This is a genomic window from Ochrobactrum sp. S1502_03, from assembly GCF_044435015.1.
Classification (GTDB): Bacteria; Pseudomonadota; Alphaproteobacteria; order Rhizobiales; family Rhizobiaceae; genus Brucella; species Brucella chromiisoli.
The window spans coordinates 125317-141517 of record NZ_JAYEXN010000001.1 but is presented as its reverse complement, the minus strand read 5'-3'; the positions used below and the strand labels follow the sequence as shown (position 1 = coordinate 141517).

Sequence of the window (16201 nt, the reverse complement as noted above, 5' to 3'; positions counted from 1 at the left end):
CTGAATAATCATATGTCGGGATGCAGCGCATTGAAACGCTTGCAAGCGAAGATGAATCTCAGGCGAAGGGTGGCGCTTGTGGTGGCGCGGACGGTGGATAGATGGTCTGCTTTAAAATGGGTTCTGATGGAAGAATAACTTCTGCCGCTGCAATGTTGGGTGCGGCCCCGGTCGATGCAGCAGGCAAGGGGCAAAGGAGTGCTGACGAAATGCGGCAGGCATCACAAATATTGCTGTTGTGCAGATGCTGGTCCTGATCATGACTTTCTTGATCGACTGCATGGTCGGTGATGCAAAGCACCGGATAGCTGCCATCGGGCAGAACATATTGCGCAAGCAGCAATGGTTCGGGCGCAGCGAATATCACCGGCTTGTGTCCGAAAGCGACGAGCAACAACGCCAATACGCTCAAAATGCGTATTGCCAATGTTGCCCGGAACTGGACTGCGCGCATGTTCAACCCAAAATTCTCCCTCAGGATCGACTTTATCTATTCCGAAGCGGCTGTCTTTGCCAAGCGTCAAATAGAAGCTTGTTGATTAGGATGCACTCAGGTGAGCGGTCAGTTTATGCGCTCTACGCGCCGCATTGTCCTTATTGATACCGTCCACCGCGTTGAATGACTTCAATCTTATAGCCATCCGGATCTTCAACAAAGAAGAAGCGCGCAACCGGCACATCACCGTTCTTGAAATCGACCAGCTTGCCGACCTTGAAGCCGAGTTCTGCGAAACGGACATGTTCCGCATCAAGATCATCGACCACGAAAGCGACATGGCCATAGCCATCGCCGAGATTATAGGCTTCAGTGCGCCCCTTATTAACGGTCAGCTCAACTTCGAAATCGGCTTCGCCATTGCGCAGATAGACCAGTGTGAAGCTTTCGAAATCGATGCGCTCGGCGATTTTCAGGCCAAAGGCCTGATCGTAGAAGGAAACTGAGCGCGCTTCATCAAGAACGCGTATCATTGTGTGGATGGCTTTGGCCATTATGTCACCTGCCTGGCTTAAAACTCTTTGTTCACATCTATTGGCCTTTTGGCTGAAACTGGATTATCTCAAGATATGCAAAGCGAGCAAGCGGAGAGCTTGCCGCAGACGAGGTTGGAAGAATGTCAGGCGTAACGCGTGAACAGGTTCTGGAGCGGCTGAAGGCTGTGACAGGGCCAGATTTCGAAAGCGATGTGGTGTCGCTTGGTCTGGTGTCGGATATTTTTATTGCCGACGGCAAAGTCTTTTTCTCGATAACGGTTCCGGCGGATCGCGCAAATGCGCTTGAGCCGATGCGGCTGGCTGCGGAAAAGACAGTCAAGGAAATTCCAGGTGTGTCCGGTGCGCTGGTCACGCTGACGGCTGAAAAGAAGGGCGGGCGTACGAGTGATGATGCACCGCCGCAGCCCAAACCGCAGGCTCGCTCTGCACCAGTTCAGAATCGTCAGCCGCCGCAACCGCGTCCGGCTACAAAGCCCGGTATTCCCGGAGTTGGTGCCATCATTGCCGTCGCATCCGGCAAGGGTGGGGTGGGCAAATCCACCACGGCTGTCAATCTGGCGCTCGGCATGGCCGCAAATGGCTTGAAAGTCGGCATTCTCGATGCCGATATTTACGGCCCATCCATGCCGCGCCTGCTTGGCCTTTCCGGTCGCCCGGAAACAATCGAAGGCCGGACGCTCAAGCCGATGGAAAACTACGGCATCAAAGTGATGTCGATGGGCTTCATGGTGGATGAAGAAACCCCGATGATCTGGCGCGGCCCTATGGTCATGTCGGCGCTGACACAGATGCTGCGCGAAGTGGCATGGGGCAATCTTGACGTTCTGGTCGTCGATATGCCCCCGGGTACGGGTGATGCGCAGCTCACCATGGCGCAACAGGTGCCGCTGGCGGGTGCCGTTGTTGTTTCAACGCCGCAGGATCTGGCGCTGATCGATGCGCGCAAGGGGCTTGCCATGTTCCGCAAGGTGGATGTGCCACTTTTGGGTATTGTCGAGAACATGAGCTATTTCATCGCGCCCGATACCGGCAAACGCTACGACATTTTCGGTCACGGCGGCGCACGCAAGGAAGCCGAACGTCTTAATGTGCCGTTCCTTGGTGAAGTGCCGCTGCACATGGATGTGCGCGCGCATTCGGATAACGGCACACCGATTACGGTGGTGGAACCTGACAGCGAGCACGCGAAAATTTATCGCGATATAGCAGCCAAGGTTTGGGCGAATATGAAAACCGGTGAGGGCGCTGGCAAGTCCGCTCCGGCAATTGTTTTTGAATAAAACGAAAGGGCCGCGCAACGCGGCCCTTTTATTATTTACGTAATCACCGAAGGCTCAGTCCGTCCGCTGCGCCTTTTCACCTCAGCGATCTGTTCTGCTGCATCGATCAGTGTCGCGAGCGTCTCCTGCGTATCGAGATTATGCTTGGCTGCATCTGCTTCATAGCGTTCGATATAGACGCGGATTGTGGCGCCCGATGTGCCGGTGCCTGAAAGACGCAGCACCACGCGCGCGCCGCCTTCAAAATAAATGCGGATGCCCTGATGCTCGCTTACCGAATGATCGATCGGATCGTGATAGGCAAAATCATCGGCCTTTTCGATCTTAAGGCCATTGACGCTTGTGCCCGGCAGGCTTGCAAGCTTGCCACGCAAATCAGCAACCAGCTTCTTTGCAATGTCGGAATCCACCGCTTCATAATCGTGACGGGTGTAATAGTTGCGGCCAAAACGCGCCCAATGTTCCTCCACAATGGCTTTCACACTTTCCTTGCGCACGGCAAGAATGTTGAGCCAGAGCAGAACCGCCCAAAGCCCGTCTTTTTCGCGCACATGGTCTGAGCCGGTGCCGGAGCTTTCCTCACCACAGATCGTGACCTTGCCATGATCGAGCAGATTGCCGAAGAATTTCCAGCCCGTCGGGGTTTCATACATGCCAATGCCAAGCTTCTCCGCAACGCGATCAGCGGCAGCACTCGTTGGCATGGAGCGGGCAATGCCCTTGATGCCGTTTTTATAGCCGGGTGCCAGATGCGCATTGGCTGCAAGCATGGCAAGCGAATCGGATGGGGTCACAAAAATACCGCGCCCGATGATGAGATTGCGGTCGCCGTCGCCGTCTGATGCGGCACCGAAATCGGGTGCATTGTCTGACATCAGAAGATCGTAGAGCTCTTTGGCATAAACGAGATTAGGGTCCGGGTGATGGCCGCCAAAATCTGGCAGCGGCACGAAATTCATCACGCTGCCTTCCGGCGCACCGAGACGATGTTCAAAGATCTCCTTGGCGTAAGGGCCGGTAACGGCATGCATCGCGTCGAACTTCAGCGCAAAGCCGCCTTTGATCATCGTGCGGATCGCGTCAAAGTCGAACAGGCTTTCCATCAGTTCGGCGTAATCAGCGACGGGGTCAAAGACCACGATCTCTGTTTCGCCAACCTTAAAGGCTCCAATCGTGTTGAGATCGATATCGGCTGCATCGGTGATCTTGTATTGATCGATCACTTTTGAGCGCGCAAAGATCGCTTCAGTGATCTTTTCCGGTGCCGGGCCGCCATTGCCGATATTGTATTTGATGCCAAAATCTTCGGTCGGACCACCGGGATTGTGGCTTGCAGAAAGAATGAGGCCACCAAAAGCCTTGTATTTGCGGATCATGTTGGAAGCGGCAGGCGTCGAAAGAATGCCACCCTGCCCAACCATGATACGGCCAAAGCCATTGGCGGCTGCGATCTTGATAACTTTCTGGATCACTTCGCGATTATAAAAGCGTCCATCGCCGCCGACCACGAGGGTCTTGCCCGTAAACCCTTCCAGCACATCGAAAACCGACTGGATGAAGTTTTCGGCATAATTGGGCTGCTGGAAAACCGGCACTTTCTTGCGCAGGCCCGATGTGCCGGGCTGCTGATCCTGAAAGGGCGTGGTGGCAATTGTCTTGACGGTCATATTTTTCCCGTTCGATTAAAATAGTCTTGGTGGGTGCAAGTGATCAGTCTTTGCGGTCATAGCAAGACAAGATAGATCAAACTTATTGTTTGAAAATAACAAACTGTGTGTTTCTTCTCTAAACACACGCTCATTTTTCAATTCAGGTGCCTCATATGAAGCCTTGCCCAGCCGAAAGCCTGCCTGCGCAAATTCTCTCGAAGCTTTCCGAAACAGATGGCCGCCTGATTGTTGCAATTGCTGGACCTCCGGGAGCTGGCAAGTCGACGCTCTCCGGCTATCTGCGCGATGCGATCAATAAAGGTGAGGCGGGGCCGGCTGTCGTTGTGCCAATGGATGGCTTTCATCTGGACAATGCTATCCTGGATGAACGCGGGCTTCGCAAGCGGAAAGGCGCACCGCAGACTTTCGATTGTGCAGGCTTTGCAGCACTTTTGGCGCGACTGAAAAACGCGCAGGAAGACGTTGTTATCCCGGTTTTCGACCGCACGCTTGATCTTGCCCGCGCTGGCGGAGCAATTGTGCATGCCGATCACCGGATTCTGCTGGTTGAGGGCAATTATCTGCTGCTTGATCAACAACCATGGACGCGTCTTGCATCGTTCTTCGATATGTCGATCTTTCTGGATGTGCCTTTTGCCGCGCTGGAACGCCGCCTTATTCAGCGCTGGCTTGATTATGGGCATAGCCACGATGCAGCACGCGAACGCGCACTTTCCAACGATATTCCCAATGCAGAACTTGTGATCTCATCCTCACGCAATGCAAATTATGTTGTTACAACGGCATAAGACATGACGGAAAATTGCATGCGAAAGCCTTGCGGCAAATGCCTGCTGGCTGCATGATATTCAACATCAGTCATATTCTCACGGGATAAGCCTTTTATGATAAATTATGTGTTCGCCCCCGCACCACAGCCATTTGTGCCTGTGAAGGGAACAGAAGCACGCTTTCCCGTGCACCGCATCTATTGTGTTGGTCAGAACTATGCCGATCACGCCATTGAAATGGGCGGCGATCCTACACGCAATCCGCCTTTTTTCTTCCAGAAGAACCCGGATAATCTGGTTATCAATGGCGGTGATTTCCCCTATCCGCCAAAGACTGAAGACGTGCATCACGAGATTGAACTCGTTGTCGCGCTCAAGACGGGCGGCAAGGATATTGCTGTCGAAACGGCGCTCGACCATGTCTATGGCTATGCAGTCGGTATCGACATGACGCGGCGTGATTTACAGGCTGTCGCCAAGAAGGCGGGCCGTCCGTGGGAAGTGGCAAAGGCGTTTGAACATTCGGCCCCTTGCTCGGCTATCGTGCCCGTGTCGGAAGTCGGTCACCTGGATTCGGCCGCAATTACGCTGAAAATCAATGGCGAAACGCGCCAGTCCGGTGATCTTAACCAGATGATCTGGAAGGTGCCGGAAACCATTGCCTATCTGTCATCGCTTTTCGTGCTGCAATCGGGTGATCTGATTTATACCGGCACGCCCGCAGGTGTTGGCGCTGTAAAGCGCGGAGACATACTGCAAGGAACCGTGAGCGGCATCGGTTCGCTTGCCGTAACAGTTGTCTGATCAAGGAGGAACGATGAGCACCTATCTCCCCATGGACGTGCATGACGCGCTTGAACGTTTCATCAATGAGACGCATCCGGGTATCAATCAGAGTGAGGCTATCATTCTCATTTTGAGGAACGCACTTGTGCAGCAGGGCTATCTTGCCGCGGCGTCAGAACATGGTACACCACCGGAAGAATTGAACGCCACGAACGACGATTGAATATGAACAAGAACCCACCCGAGGGAGCTGGCTCCAATGTCGCTCTCGGTCGCCGCCTTCTGCTTCTGACGATTCTCGCGATTTTGCTGACATGCGGACTCATATGGATGAGTATTTATCTGTTTGATCCACATGGTGGCCTCGGCTTGGATGATCTTGGGATTTTGGCGCGTGATTTCAATGCGATAGATACAATGCTGCCACGTATTCTTTGAGGTTCGAAATCGCTGTGTTACGCGTTGAAATATTCATTTTGGCGTTGTTGCAACTTTGAGGGCTTCCGTTCTGTGTCTTTTGCGTGATACATGACGGTTATCGATTGAAAGAATATTGTCTGAACCGGGCCGCAAAACGGACCCGCTCAAGCCAAGAGGGTCTTATGGCATTCGAGGACATCAAAGCGGAAATCGCCCTGCTGTTTGAGCAGATGGTCAACCAGCCGCAGGACGTTCATGAGATTCGGGAAACTGTTCGCGAGAAGCTCAACGCGTTGAAAGCGACTGGTATGCCTTTGCCGGAAGATCTTGTTGAACTCGAAAAACGCATTGAACAAGATTTCGATTCATAGGATCGGTCAATCATGCATTTTCAGGCTTTCTCCAAACCATTTTCGTCTACGGTCCTTAAAGGGGTTCTTCTCCTTGGTTGCGCTGCCGCTTTGAGCGCATGCAACACAACGAGCGATGGCAAGTCTGGAAAAACGGCGCTGGTCTCACCGGCAGAAAATTCGGCCAAAGTTGCTGCCGCGCCTGCTCAGGGTGCTGTCACTGTCGCCGATGCCAATGCGACACCCGGCACGCAGACTGTCGCATCGCTTGAAAATCCGGTGCTCCCATCTGTTGTGCCAATTCCCGGTATTCGCGGGCAGTCAGAGCCGATGATGGCCTTTGCTGGCGCGCAGGCAGCAGCCTCGCCTGCATCTCTTGCCACCAATATGGCATTTGAAACGCCGGACCATGCACCCGAAGGCCTCGACGATCTGATCACCAAATATTCGGTTGCCTATGATGTGCCGGAGCGTCTGGTGCGTCGTGTGGTGCATCGCGAAAGCCGCTTTAACCCCGGAGCGCGCAATGGCCCTTACTGGGGCTTGATGCAGATCAGCCATCCAACGGCGCGGGGCATGGGCTACAAGGGCAACCCCAAGGGGCTTCTTGATGCCGAAACGAACCTGAAATATGCCGTCCGTTATCTCTCCGGCGCTTATAAGGTTGCAGGCGGTGATGAAAGTCAGGCTGTGCGCTATTATGCACGTGGCTATTATTATGATGCCAAGCGCAAGGGATTGTTGCAGGAAACAGGTCTCGACGGCAGTTGGAAGCGTGGTGGTCCAACGCGCGAAGCAGCAATCGTCTCTGCTGAAACAGAAACGCTGCCAGACGGCGCTTCAGCGCCGCTTCCCGGCGTCGCACCAGTTCAGGCGTCTTATACCCCTTCTGTGCAATAACCGCATTCTGCAACTGTCATCTTGATGCTGCAATGCGATGGCAGTTTGCTGTCTTGAGCGCGCACTCCGAAAACTGTTTCACACTTTTTGGGCAAATGTGCGTCTCACATGAAAAGACATGAGTGCGTGTGATGAATGTAAAGCTGCCTTATCCAATCAACTGGAAATATGACCGGGCCGAGTTGTGGGTCGATGGTATCATTCATGTGCTGGGCGTCGCACTGGCGCTTGCCGGCGCCATTGCCATGTTGCTCTATTTTCTGCCCAACATGTCAGCAGCCACTTCCATTTCTTCAGGTGTCTATCTGGCAAGCCTTCTGGCAGCGCTTGGTATTTCGGCAGTCTATAATATCTGGCCGGCCTCGCCGACAAAATGGTTTTTGCGCCGTTTCGATCATTCGGCGATTTATCTGCTGATTGCCGGAACTTACACGCCTTTCGCGATCCATATGGGCGATCGTGCTTGGCCTTTGCTTCTCTTTGTCTGGGGCGTGGCTTTCATTGGCATCATGCTCAAACTCTTTATGCCCGGACGCTTTGATCGCCTGTCGATCCTGCTTTATCTCGCGCTCGGCTGGAGTGGTGTCATGGTCTATGACACCATGGTGCAGTCATTGCCACCAGCTGTCTTCTGGCTGATCGCAGCGGGTGGCATGGTTTATTCACTGGGTGTGATCTTTCACGTCTGGGAGCGTTTGCGCTTTCAAAATGCCATCTGGCACGCTTTTGTCGTGGTCGGCGCTGCACTGCATTATTGTGCGGTTTTTGTTGTTGGAACCTGAAACTGACGAAATGCACGGCATCAGATTGAGTTTATGGCGTGCCGAAAATGGTGTTTTGCGAGAACCGGAGCGGAGTGTACTTTAAGGTACATGCGCACCGGAAGCGCAGCAAGGCGCCATTTGCAGACCGCCAGAAGCTCAATCTTAGTGAAAGTCGCGTGAGTTCGGCATCACCTTCACATTGCGCGGATGACGCGCTGTGGTTTCTGAAGGTGTCATGAGCCTTTGTGATTCCCGTCCACTCATTTCAATCAGTGTGGCAGAGCGATCTTCCAGCTTTGATGCAACCAGATGCACCACACCTTCCGGGCTGCGCTGAACCTGCCCGTCAATCAGAATAAGCCGAGCGCCCATCACTTCGCGACGAAACGCCTTCATGATCTTCGGCCAGATGACGATATTGGCAATGCCCGTTTCATCCTCAATCGTCAGGAACACCACGCCCTTGGCACTGCCGGGGCGCTGGCGCACAGTGACAACACCGGCCACTTTCATGCGTCCCCCCTGTTTGCCTTCCTGTATGGCGCGGCAGGTGGACACGCCTTGAGCTGCAAGCCCTTCACGCAGATATTGCACGGGATGCCCTTTAAGCGAGAGCCGGGTCGTTTCATAATCGGCAATCACATGCTCGGAAGCGGCCATCTCGGGGAGTTTTGTGCGCGGTTCTTCTGCGAGTTCGCTTGTTTCAGCGGCACGAAACAGCGGCAGCGTTTCATCATTGGGCAGGCGGCGCACGGCCCAAAGCGCGGCACGACGATCAATGTTAAGTGAGCCAAAAGCATCGGCATCGGCCAGAAGCGTGAAACTGCGCCGGTCAAGCCGCAGGCGGCGATGCATATCCTCAATACTGCGATAAGGCTCGTGCTGACCTGCATGAAGAAGGTCGGCATTGCGTTCGGAAAACCCGTCGATCTGGCGAAAGCCGAGCCGCAGCGCTGGTTGTTTGCCGGGCCGGTTTTCCAGAATATTATCCCACTGGCTGAAATTCACATCGATTGGCAACACAATCACGCCATGCTCGCGCGCATCGCGCACGATCTGCGCGGGGGCGTAAAAGCCCATGGGTTGCGAATTGAGAAGTGCTGCTGCGAATACGTCTGGATGGTGGCATTTGATCCATGCGGAAATATAGACCAGATGCGCGAAGCTTGCCGCATGGCTTTCCGGAAAACCATATTCGCCAAAGCCCTTGATCTGGTTGAAACAATTTTCGGCAAATGTGCGATCGTAGCCACGGTTGACCATGCCATCGATCATTTTTTCCTGCATGGTGTGGATGGTCCCAACCTTGCGGAAAGTCGCCATGGCGCGGCGCAGAAGATTGGCCTCATCGGGCGTGAATTTAGCGGCCTCAATGGCAATCCGCATGGCCTGCTCCTGAAACAGCGGCACGCCTTTGGTCTTCTCCAGAATTTTTCTGAGTTCGTCTGGCTCACCATGTTCGGGGGAGGGCGAGGGGTAAGTGACGTTCTCCTGCCCGCTTCGCCGTCTCAAATAAGGATGCACCATGTCGCCTTGAATGGGGCCGGGGCGCACAATGGCGACCTGAATGACAAGGTCATAGAATATACGTGGTTTCAGGCGCGGCAGCATGTTCATCTGCGCGCGGCTTTCCACCTGAAACACGCCAAGCGAATCGCCCTTGCAGAGCATGTCATAGACGATTTTATCCTCGCGTTCCAAATTGGCGAGCGTCAGCTTTTCGCCGCCATAAAGATGCGGCTTATGGGTGTGAATGAGGTCGAAAGCTTTGCGGATGCAGGTGAGCATACCGAGCGACAGCACGTCCACCTTCATCAATCCCACTTCATCAATATCGTCTTTGTCCCATTCGATAAAATAGCGCTTGTCCATCGCTGCCGGGCCAATGGGCACCGTTTCGTCAAGCCGGTCGCGCGTCAGGACAAAACCGCCGACATGTTGCGAAAGGTGGCGTGGAAAGCCGATCAGTTCCAGTGCCAGTTCGACCGCACGCCGGATGATGGGATTGTCAGGATCAAGCCCCGCCTGGCGGATATGCTGCTTGTCGATGCCGCCACCTGATATGCCCCAGACTGTGTTGGCAAGTGCTGCCGTCACGTCTTCCGTCAGGCCCAGTGCCTTGCCGACATCGCGGATCGCACTGCGCGAGCGATAGCTGATGACGGTCGCGACAATCGCCGCACGATCGGTGGTGTAGCGATTGTAGATATACTGCATCACTTCTTCGCGCCGCTCGTGCTCGAAATCGACGTCGATATCCGGGGGCTCCTTGCGTTCGACCGAAAGGAAGCGTTCGAACAGGAGATCCACTTGCGTTGGATCAACGCCGGTCACACCAAGGCAAAAACAGACAGCCGAATTGGCTGCCGAACCGCGTCCCTGACATAGGATATTCTTCGATTTGGCAAACTGCACAATGTCATAGACGGTGAGAAAGTAAGCCGCATATTGCAGCTGTTCAATCAGCGCCAGCTCCTTGTTGATTAGCGTCTGAACTTTGGCTGGAATCGTATCTGCACCATAATGCCCGGCAGCACCCGCCCATGTGAGATCATGCAGATGCTGCTGCGGTGTCTTGCCGGGCGGTACTGGCTCATCAGGATAATCATATTTCAATTCATCAAGCCTGAATGTGATGGGAGCCACAAAATCGACTGTCGCTTTGATTGCTGTTGCGTAATTGCGGAACAGACGCAGCATTTCATGCGATGGTTTGAGGTGGCGCTCGGCATTTTTTTCAAGCAGCCGCCCGGCTGCAAAAACCGTTGTGTGATGCCGCGTTGCTGTCAGCACATCCTGCAACGCGCGGCGATCAGGGTGGTGATAAAGCACGTCATTGGTGGCAAGCAGCGGCACATTTGCTGCCGCTGCAAAACCTGCGATGCGTTCGGCACGGCGCCCGTCATGGCCTTGATGGGGCATGGTCAGCGCCAGCCAGACAGAGCCGGGAGCCGCCTGTGCGATCTCCGTCAGACGCGCGGCAAAATCCGGCTCGTCTTCGTCGGGCGCAAAGACGGCAATCTGAAACTGCCGCGCGCGGAACAGCAGATCGCCCCATTCGAGATGACATTCGCCCTTGGTGGAAGCGCGATGTTTTCCTGTTGTCAGCAGGCGGCACAATTGCCCATAGGCCGCGCGATCACGCGGATAGACAACCATATCGGGTGTGCCATCAGTAAAGGAAAGGCGACAGCCGATGAACAGGCGGAAGTCGCATGTGTCGCGAATCTCTTTCCACGCCGCGTGGGCGCGAACCACACCGGCCAGCGTGTTGCGGTCGGCAATGCCGATGCCGGACAGCCCAAGCGCGTGAGCCTCCATCACCAGTTCCTGCGGATGCGATGCACCACTCAAGAAAGAAAAGTTGCTGGCGACTGCCATTTCAAAATAGCGGGGCATCACGCAAACAACCCATGCAAAAACCAGCGGGGATGGTTGGAGCCATCATAAAGCCCCTCGCGAAAAATCCAGAAACGCTGGCCGTTATCATCCTCCACGCGGTAGTAGTCGCGCAGCTGCGGCACATCATGGCCGATTGCGAGCCACCATTCCGGCTCGATTCGTTCTGGTCCTTCGGCAAGCCGCACATGATGACGCACGCGCCGCCACAGGAAAAACGAGGGTGGGCTGTCGGGCACTTCCGCAATACTCTCGATTGGCTGCGGCGGATGAAACAGTTTTATTGGTCGCGCTGGCGGATCATCGGGAAGTGTCGGACCAATGTCATAATCGGCCTCGCTTTTGCGGTTTTGCAGGGCAGAACGCAGGCCAAAAGCACGTTCGGGAATATGCGTATTGCGCGAAAAGGAAACCAGCACGCGCTCCTGCCCCAGCCGTGCCGAAAGCCGGTCGATCAACTGGCTGAAACCTGCTTCATCTTCTTCATGCTGATCAAGCCCTGTCTGGCGTTGGGCAATGGCTCCGCTGCGAAGTGCTGCGAGACGGATCATGTCGAAGCCAAAACCGGCATCAAGCGGATCGGTCAGCGCATTGAGCCGCTCCCGTGCGAGCCTGAGAAATACCCGATCTTCACGCAAAGGCTGGCCGGTTTCGATACGGATATGGCGCACCTCGCCATCGACCCGAAAGAAGGAAGCTTCGATCAGAAGCGCCCCTTTGCCTTCGGTTTCAAGCAGCGCAAACAGCTCCTGCGCCAATTCCTGCAAGAGGCGTTCGACCAGTTCCATGGCGCTCACCGGTTCAGGCAGGCGGCGTTCGGCCATGTTGAGCGGTACGATGCGCAAGGGCGAAATTGGTGCGCGCTCCTGTCGAGCCAGCCGGTCAAGCTTGGTGGCAAGGTCGGCTCCAAAACGCGCGGTGAGTGCTGCGCGGGGCAGTGCCATGACATCGCCGATACGCTTTAGCCCGGCCCGTTTGAGACCTGTTTCCGCAGCCTCCGTGAGTTCAAGAGACGAGAGCGGCAGGCGCGGCAATAGCTTGTCGGCATCAGATTTGCTGAAAACACCGCCTTTTGTTCCGCGTGCAAGCAACCGTGCGGCAAAGCTGTTATCGGCAACGGCTGCCTGTATGTTCAGGCCCGTCCGTTCAATCCGCATGACAGCGTCCTCACGCATGGCGGCAAGCCCGCCAAAGAGATGCGCACAGCCGGTGATGTCGAGCATCAGACCATGCGGCGCATCAAAAGCTATAAGCGGTGTGTAACGCTCGCACCAATGGGCAAGACGCTTAAGCAGTGCGCAATCACGCTCCGGTGCGGCTGTTGCCACTTCCAGCCCTTCCACCCGCGCCCGTGCATCGGTCAGCGCCATGCCAGGGAAAAGGCCGAGCGTGGCTGCTTTGGCGTCCACCGCCATCAGGCGCAAGGCATTGGCCATGCGCTCGCTCACAACAAGCGGCCGTTGCTGTTTGCCATCATGCAGAGCGGCGCGGCGCAGCCGGTCGGTCGGCAGGAACGGAAACCACAGGGCGAGGAAAACGCGTTCTGTCATCCCTTTCGCTTGCTCCAAATTCAAGGTTTTCATTGTTCCATTCCATGATCCACTGTCCGCAGGAGCCGTGCCGGTTGCGCTCAAGCACGGCGGAAAAGACAGGCATACCGGGTGCATTCGCGCCGCTGGAGCGAGATGGCGCAGGTGCCACCCGCCAGCGGCTGACAGCAGCACTTTGCACGCCTGTGCGGTGGCTTCTGAGCAGGATGACCGGCAGATGCGCGGTTTCTGTTGCCAGAAGCAGGCGACGTGAAGCAGTCAGATCGAGACATTTCGGTTGCCCCGTCACCGCGGCGACGACGCCGGAGATGAGGTTTGAAGCCTTGCCGCTTGCCTCTTCAAGCGCATCATTGGTTGCTTTCAAAACATCCTGTGCGCTGGGGCAGCGCACGATCAGAAGCCGGGACGGATCGATGCCGAATGCATGAAGGCCCGGTGGATAAAGTCCACCATATTCGCTTGATGCCCTTTCTTCCTCAATCCAGATAATTGCCCGTTTTGAACGGGAGGCACGCAAAGCCAGCGCCAGCGCAAAGCCGGTTGCGGCCATATGTGCACCGGGATTTTCAGCAAAAACCTCATGCAGTGCATCGCCTCTCAGACCATGCGGAAAGGCGGCATCGGCCCCGGCAAGGCCGAGCGTAAAAGTGCCTGCACGCCCACTGCCTGCTCCTGTTTCTTGTGCAAAATTTCCTTGCGGATTGTTGCCTTCGATGGCCGTAACCATGCGCCGCAACGCCGCGATGTCGATGCCGCTCACGTCAAAAACCCCATCAATTGTTCATGTTATGTTCTAGTATTGAATCGTCAAAGCCAAGAGTCAAGCGCAAGAAACAGTTGCCCTCTGCGATTTAAAAGTTGTATATGAATCGTATATGTTTCGTATATCGCTTTTCATCCCGGAACACATGAAATGGTTTCGGGTAAGACGTACGCTAAAACAACAGCTTGGAGCGCTGATCTGATAAAATCAGATCAGAATGGCTCTAACAGAGGACGCCATGGGTATCGTAAAAATCGGGGATGAACTGCATGAAGAGCTGCGTAAGGCAAGCGATGTCATGTGCCGTTCGATCAATGCGCAGGCCGAATACTGGATGAAAATCGGTATGCTCGCACAGGCAAATCCGGAAATGTCGTTTAATGAAATTGTACAGATGCAGTTGCGCGCCGCCCGGGTTGAGCTTCCTGTTCTGTCGGTGCAGCTGTCATGATCAAGACAGCTGCTGAACTGGAAAAAATGGCGGCTTCGGGTGCGCTGCTGGCTTCCGTTTTTACCCTTCTGGATCGCACGGCGCTTGCCGGTATGACCACGATGCAGGTCAATGATCTGGTTGAGGATTATATTACGCGCGCGCTCAAGGCGCGACCGGCCAGCAAGGGCCAATATGATTTTCCTTATGTGCTCAATGCCTCGAAAAATGAGGTTGTTTGCCACGGCATGCCTTCGGAGAGCGAAATCATCGAAAATGGCGAAATTATCAATTTCGACATTACGCTGGAGAAGGACGGCTATATCGCTGATTCCAGCAAAACCTATATGGTTGGTGACGTCGCTCCGTTCGCTTCGCGTCTGGTGCGCGTGAGCTATGAGGCACTGTGGAAGGGCATCGCCGCCGTGCGCCCCGGCGCCACGCTGGGCGATATCGGTTATGCGATTGAGCGGCATGCCAAGCGCCATAATTACAGCGTGGTGCGTGACTATTGTGGCCATGGCATTGGTCGCGAAATGCATGAGGAGCCGCAGGTTCTGCATTTCGGCAAGCCCGGAACAGGCCTGCGTCTGCGCGAAGGCATGGTGTTCACCATTGAACCAATGCTCAATCAGGGCACAGCCAAGGTAAAGACCGAAAAAGACGGCTGGACGGTCGTGACGCGGGATGGAAAATTATCGGCACAGTTCGAGCATACGGTGGCGGTCACGCCGAATGGCGTGCGGGTACTGACCTTACGTCCGGACGAAGACAAGATGCTGTTAAAGCATGTCTCGCAAAAGCCGGTGACGATTTTGGGATAAGACGCATGTAAAATGCGTATTCTGAATAAAAAACGCCCTCCGGTTGAGAGGGCGTTTTTTGTCTTTAGGATTGGGCTTAGCGACGATCGCGGGCAGCGAGCGTACGCAGACGAAGCGCGTTGAGCTTGATGAAGCCAGCTGCGTCTTTCTGGTCATACGCGCCCTGATCGTCTTCAAATGTCACGAGCTTGTCGGAATAGAGCGACTTTTCGCTTTCACGACCAGTTACGATCACATTGCCCTTATAGAGCTTGAGTGTGACTTCACCTTCGACATGACGCTGGCTGAGGTCGATAGCGGCCTGCAACATTTCGCGTTCCGGCGAGAACCAGAAGCCATAATAAATGAGTTCTGCATAGCGTGGCATCAGCTCATCCTTGAGGTGCGCTGCACCACGGTCGAGCGTGATCGATTCGATGGCGCGGTGTGCAGCCAAAAGGATCGTGCCGCCCGGCGTTTCATAAACGCCGCGGGACTTCATGCCGACGAAGCGGTTTTCAACGAGGTCAAGGCGACCAATGCCGTTGTCGCGGCCATAATCATTAAGCTTGGCAAGCAACGTCGCAGGCGACAGACGTTCGCCATTGATCGAAACCGCATCACCCTTTTCAAAGCCAATCTTGATGATGGTTGGCGTATCCGGGGCGGTTTCGGGCGAAATCGTCCGCATATGCACATATTCAGGTGCTTCAATCGCCGGGTCTTCCAGAACCTTACCTTCGGATGAGGAATGCAGCAGGTTTGCGTCAACGGAGAATGGCGCTTCGCCCATCTTGTCCTTGGCAACAGGAATCTGGTGCTGTTCGGCAAATTCGAGCAGATGCGTGCGGCTCTTGAACGACCAGTCGCGCCATGGGGCGATGATCTTGATGTCCGGGTTCAGCGCATAAGCGGAAAGCTCAAAACGAACCTGATCGTTGCCCTTGCCGGTTGCACCGTGTGCAATGGCGTCTGCGCCGGTTTTCTTGGCAATATCAATGAGGTGCTTGGAGATCAACGGACGGGCTATCGAGGTGCCGAGCAGATAGACGCCTTCATAGACGGCATTGGCGCGGAACATCGGGAAGACAAAATCGCGCACGAACTCTTCACGCACGTCCTCAACGAAGATTTCCTTGATGCCCAGCATTTCCGCCTTTTTGCGTGCTGGTTCAAGTTCTTCGCCCTGGCCGAGATCGGCGGTAAAGGTGACGACTTCTGCATTAAGCTCAGTCTGCAACCATTTCAGGATGATCGAGGTGTCGAGGCCGCCCGAATAGGCGAGAACGACTTTTTTAACGTCTTTCAGCTTGCTCATAGTTC

The 16201-nt window shown here is 54.9% G+C and carries 17 protein-coding genes; 10 read left to right on the top strand and 7 right to left on the bottom strand.

Annotated elements, in window-relative coordinates; translation table 11 throughout:
• Positions 1-58 precede the first annotated feature (58 nt).
• Both VBH83_RS00655 and VBH83_RS00650 read right to left on the bottom strand, forming a co-directional pair.
• Positions 59-460: a hypothetical protein gene (locus tag VBH83_RS00655; protein WP_396995932.1), complete on the bottom strand. Its 402-nt coding sequence runs from the start codon at positions 458-460 to the stop codon at positions 59-61.
• A 134-nt stretch (positions 461-594) separates the two neighbouring features.
• Positions 595-990 carry a VOC family protein gene (locus tag VBH83_RS00650; RefSeq protein WP_265982641.1) on the bottom strand — a complete coding sequence of 132 codons (396 nt, stop codon included), beginning with the start codon at positions 988-990 and terminating at the stop codon, positions 595-597.
• Between the two features lie 122 nt (positions 991-1112).
• Here VBH83_RS00650 and apbC point away from each other — a divergent pair, with 122 nt between their 5' ends.
• A complete protein-coding gene (apbC, locus tag VBH83_RS00645; protein ID WP_265982642.1) occupies positions 1113-2273 on the top strand; it encodes an iron-sulfur cluster carrier protein ApbC in 1161 nt (386 codons plus the stop codon).
• A gap of 35 nt (positions 2274-2308) precedes the next feature.
• Here apbC and VBH83_RS00640 read toward each other — a convergent pair whose 3' ends face one another.
• A complete protein-coding gene (locus VBH83_RS00640; protein ID WP_265982643.1) occupies positions 2309-3940 on the bottom strand; it encodes an alpha-D-glucose phosphate-specific phosphoglucomutase in 1632 nt (543 codons plus the stop codon).
• A gap of 155 nt (positions 3941-4095) precedes the next feature.
• Here VBH83_RS00640 and VBH83_RS00635 point away from each other — a divergent pair, with 155 nt between their 5' ends.
• From VBH83_RS00635 to VBH83_RS00605, 7 genes are all read left to right on the top strand, one after another.
• Positions 4096-4731 (top strand): nucleoside/nucleotide kinase family protein, encoded by a 636-nt coding sequence (locus VBH83_RS00635; protein WP_265982644.1) that lies wholly within the window; start codon positions 4096-4098, stop codon positions 4729-4731.
• Positions 4732-4827: 96 nt separating this feature from the next.
• Positions 4828-5517, top strand: coding sequence for a fumarylacetoacetate hydrolase family protein (locus VBH83_RS00630; RefSeq protein WP_265982645.1), 690 nt, complete (start codon positions 4828-4830; stop codon positions 5515-5517).
• Between the two features lie 13 nt (positions 5518-5530).
• Complete coding sequence (locus VBH83_RS00625; RefSeq protein ID WP_396995928.1) at positions 5531-5722, top strand: hypothetical protein; 192 nt, start codon at positions 5531-5533, stop codon at positions 5720-5722.
• A gap of 2 nt (positions 5723-5724) precedes the next feature.
• Positions 5725-5937, top strand: coding sequence for a hypothetical protein (locus VBH83_RS00620; RefSeq protein WP_265982647.1), 213 nt, complete (start codon positions 5725-5727; stop codon positions 5935-5937).
• Positions 5938-6101: 164 nt separating this feature from the next.
• Entirely contained in the window at positions 6102-6290 is a 189-nt protein-coding gene (locus VBH83_RS00615) for a hypothetical protein (RefSeq protein WP_094578679.1), read from the top strand.
• Between the two features lie 12 nt (positions 6291-6302).
• Positions 6303-7169: a lytic transglycosylase domain-containing protein gene (locus tag VBH83_RS00610; protein ID WP_265982648.1), complete on the top strand. Its 867-nt coding sequence runs from the start codon at positions 6303-6305 to the stop codon at positions 7167-7169.
• A gap of 131 nt (positions 7170-7300) precedes the next feature.
• Complete coding sequence (locus tag VBH83_RS00605; RefSeq protein ID WP_265982649.1) at positions 7301-7951, top strand: hemolysin III family protein; 651 nt, start codon at positions 7301-7303, stop codon at positions 7949-7951.
• 144 nt (positions 7952-8095) lie between these two features.
• Here VBH83_RS00605 and VBH83_RS00600 read toward each other — a convergent pair whose 3' ends face one another.
• Genes VBH83_RS00600 through VBH83_RS00590 form a run of 3 tightly spaced genes read right to left on the bottom strand, consistent with a single transcriptional unit; the run spans position 8096 to position 13642 of the window.
• Complete coding sequence (locus VBH83_RS00600) at positions 8096-11332, bottom strand: error-prone DNA polymerase (RefSeq protein ID WP_265982650.1); 3237 nt, start codon at positions 11330-11332, stop codon at positions 8096-8098.
• Positions 11332-12915 carry a DNA polymerase Y family protein gene (locus VBH83_RS00595; RefSeq protein WP_323054525.1) on the bottom strand — a complete coding sequence of 528 codons (1584 nt, stop codon included), beginning with the start codon at positions 12913-12915 and terminating at the stop codon, positions 11332-11334. The genes VBH83_RS00600 and VBH83_RS00595 overlap by 1 nt, the downstream gene beginning before the upstream one ends.
• Complete coding sequence (locus VBH83_RS00590) at positions 12806-13642, bottom strand: ImuA family protein (protein WP_265982651.1); 837 nt, start codon at positions 13640-13642, stop codon at positions 12806-12808. Before VBH83_RS00590 ends, VBH83_RS00595 begins: the two co-directional genes overlap by 110 nt.
• A 241-nt stretch (positions 13643-13883) precedes the next feature.
• On the opposite strand from VBH83_RS00590, the gene VBH83_RS00585 reads away from it, so the two are divergent.
• Together VBH83_RS00585 and map are read left to right on the top strand one after the other, a co-directional pair.
• Entirely contained in the window at positions 13884-14096 is a 213-nt protein-coding gene (locus tag VBH83_RS00585) for a ParD-like family protein (protein WP_265983815.1), read from the top strand.
• Positions 14093-14899, top strand: a complete 807-nt coding sequence (map, locus tag VBH83_RS00580) for a type I methionyl aminopeptidase (RefSeq protein ID WP_396995924.1) — start codon at positions 14093-14095, stop codon at positions 14897-14899. Before VBH83_RS00585 ends, map begins: the two co-directional genes overlap by 4 nt.
• Before the next feature lie 76 nt (positions 14900-14975).
• Here the strand turns inward: map and VBH83_RS00575 are convergent, their stop codons facing one another.
• Positions 14976-16196: an argininosuccinate synthase gene (locus tag VBH83_RS00575; protein WP_265982653.1), complete on the bottom strand. Its 1221-nt coding sequence runs from the start codon at positions 16194-16196 to the stop codon at positions 14976-14978.
• Positions 16197-16201: the final 5 nt, after the last annotated feature.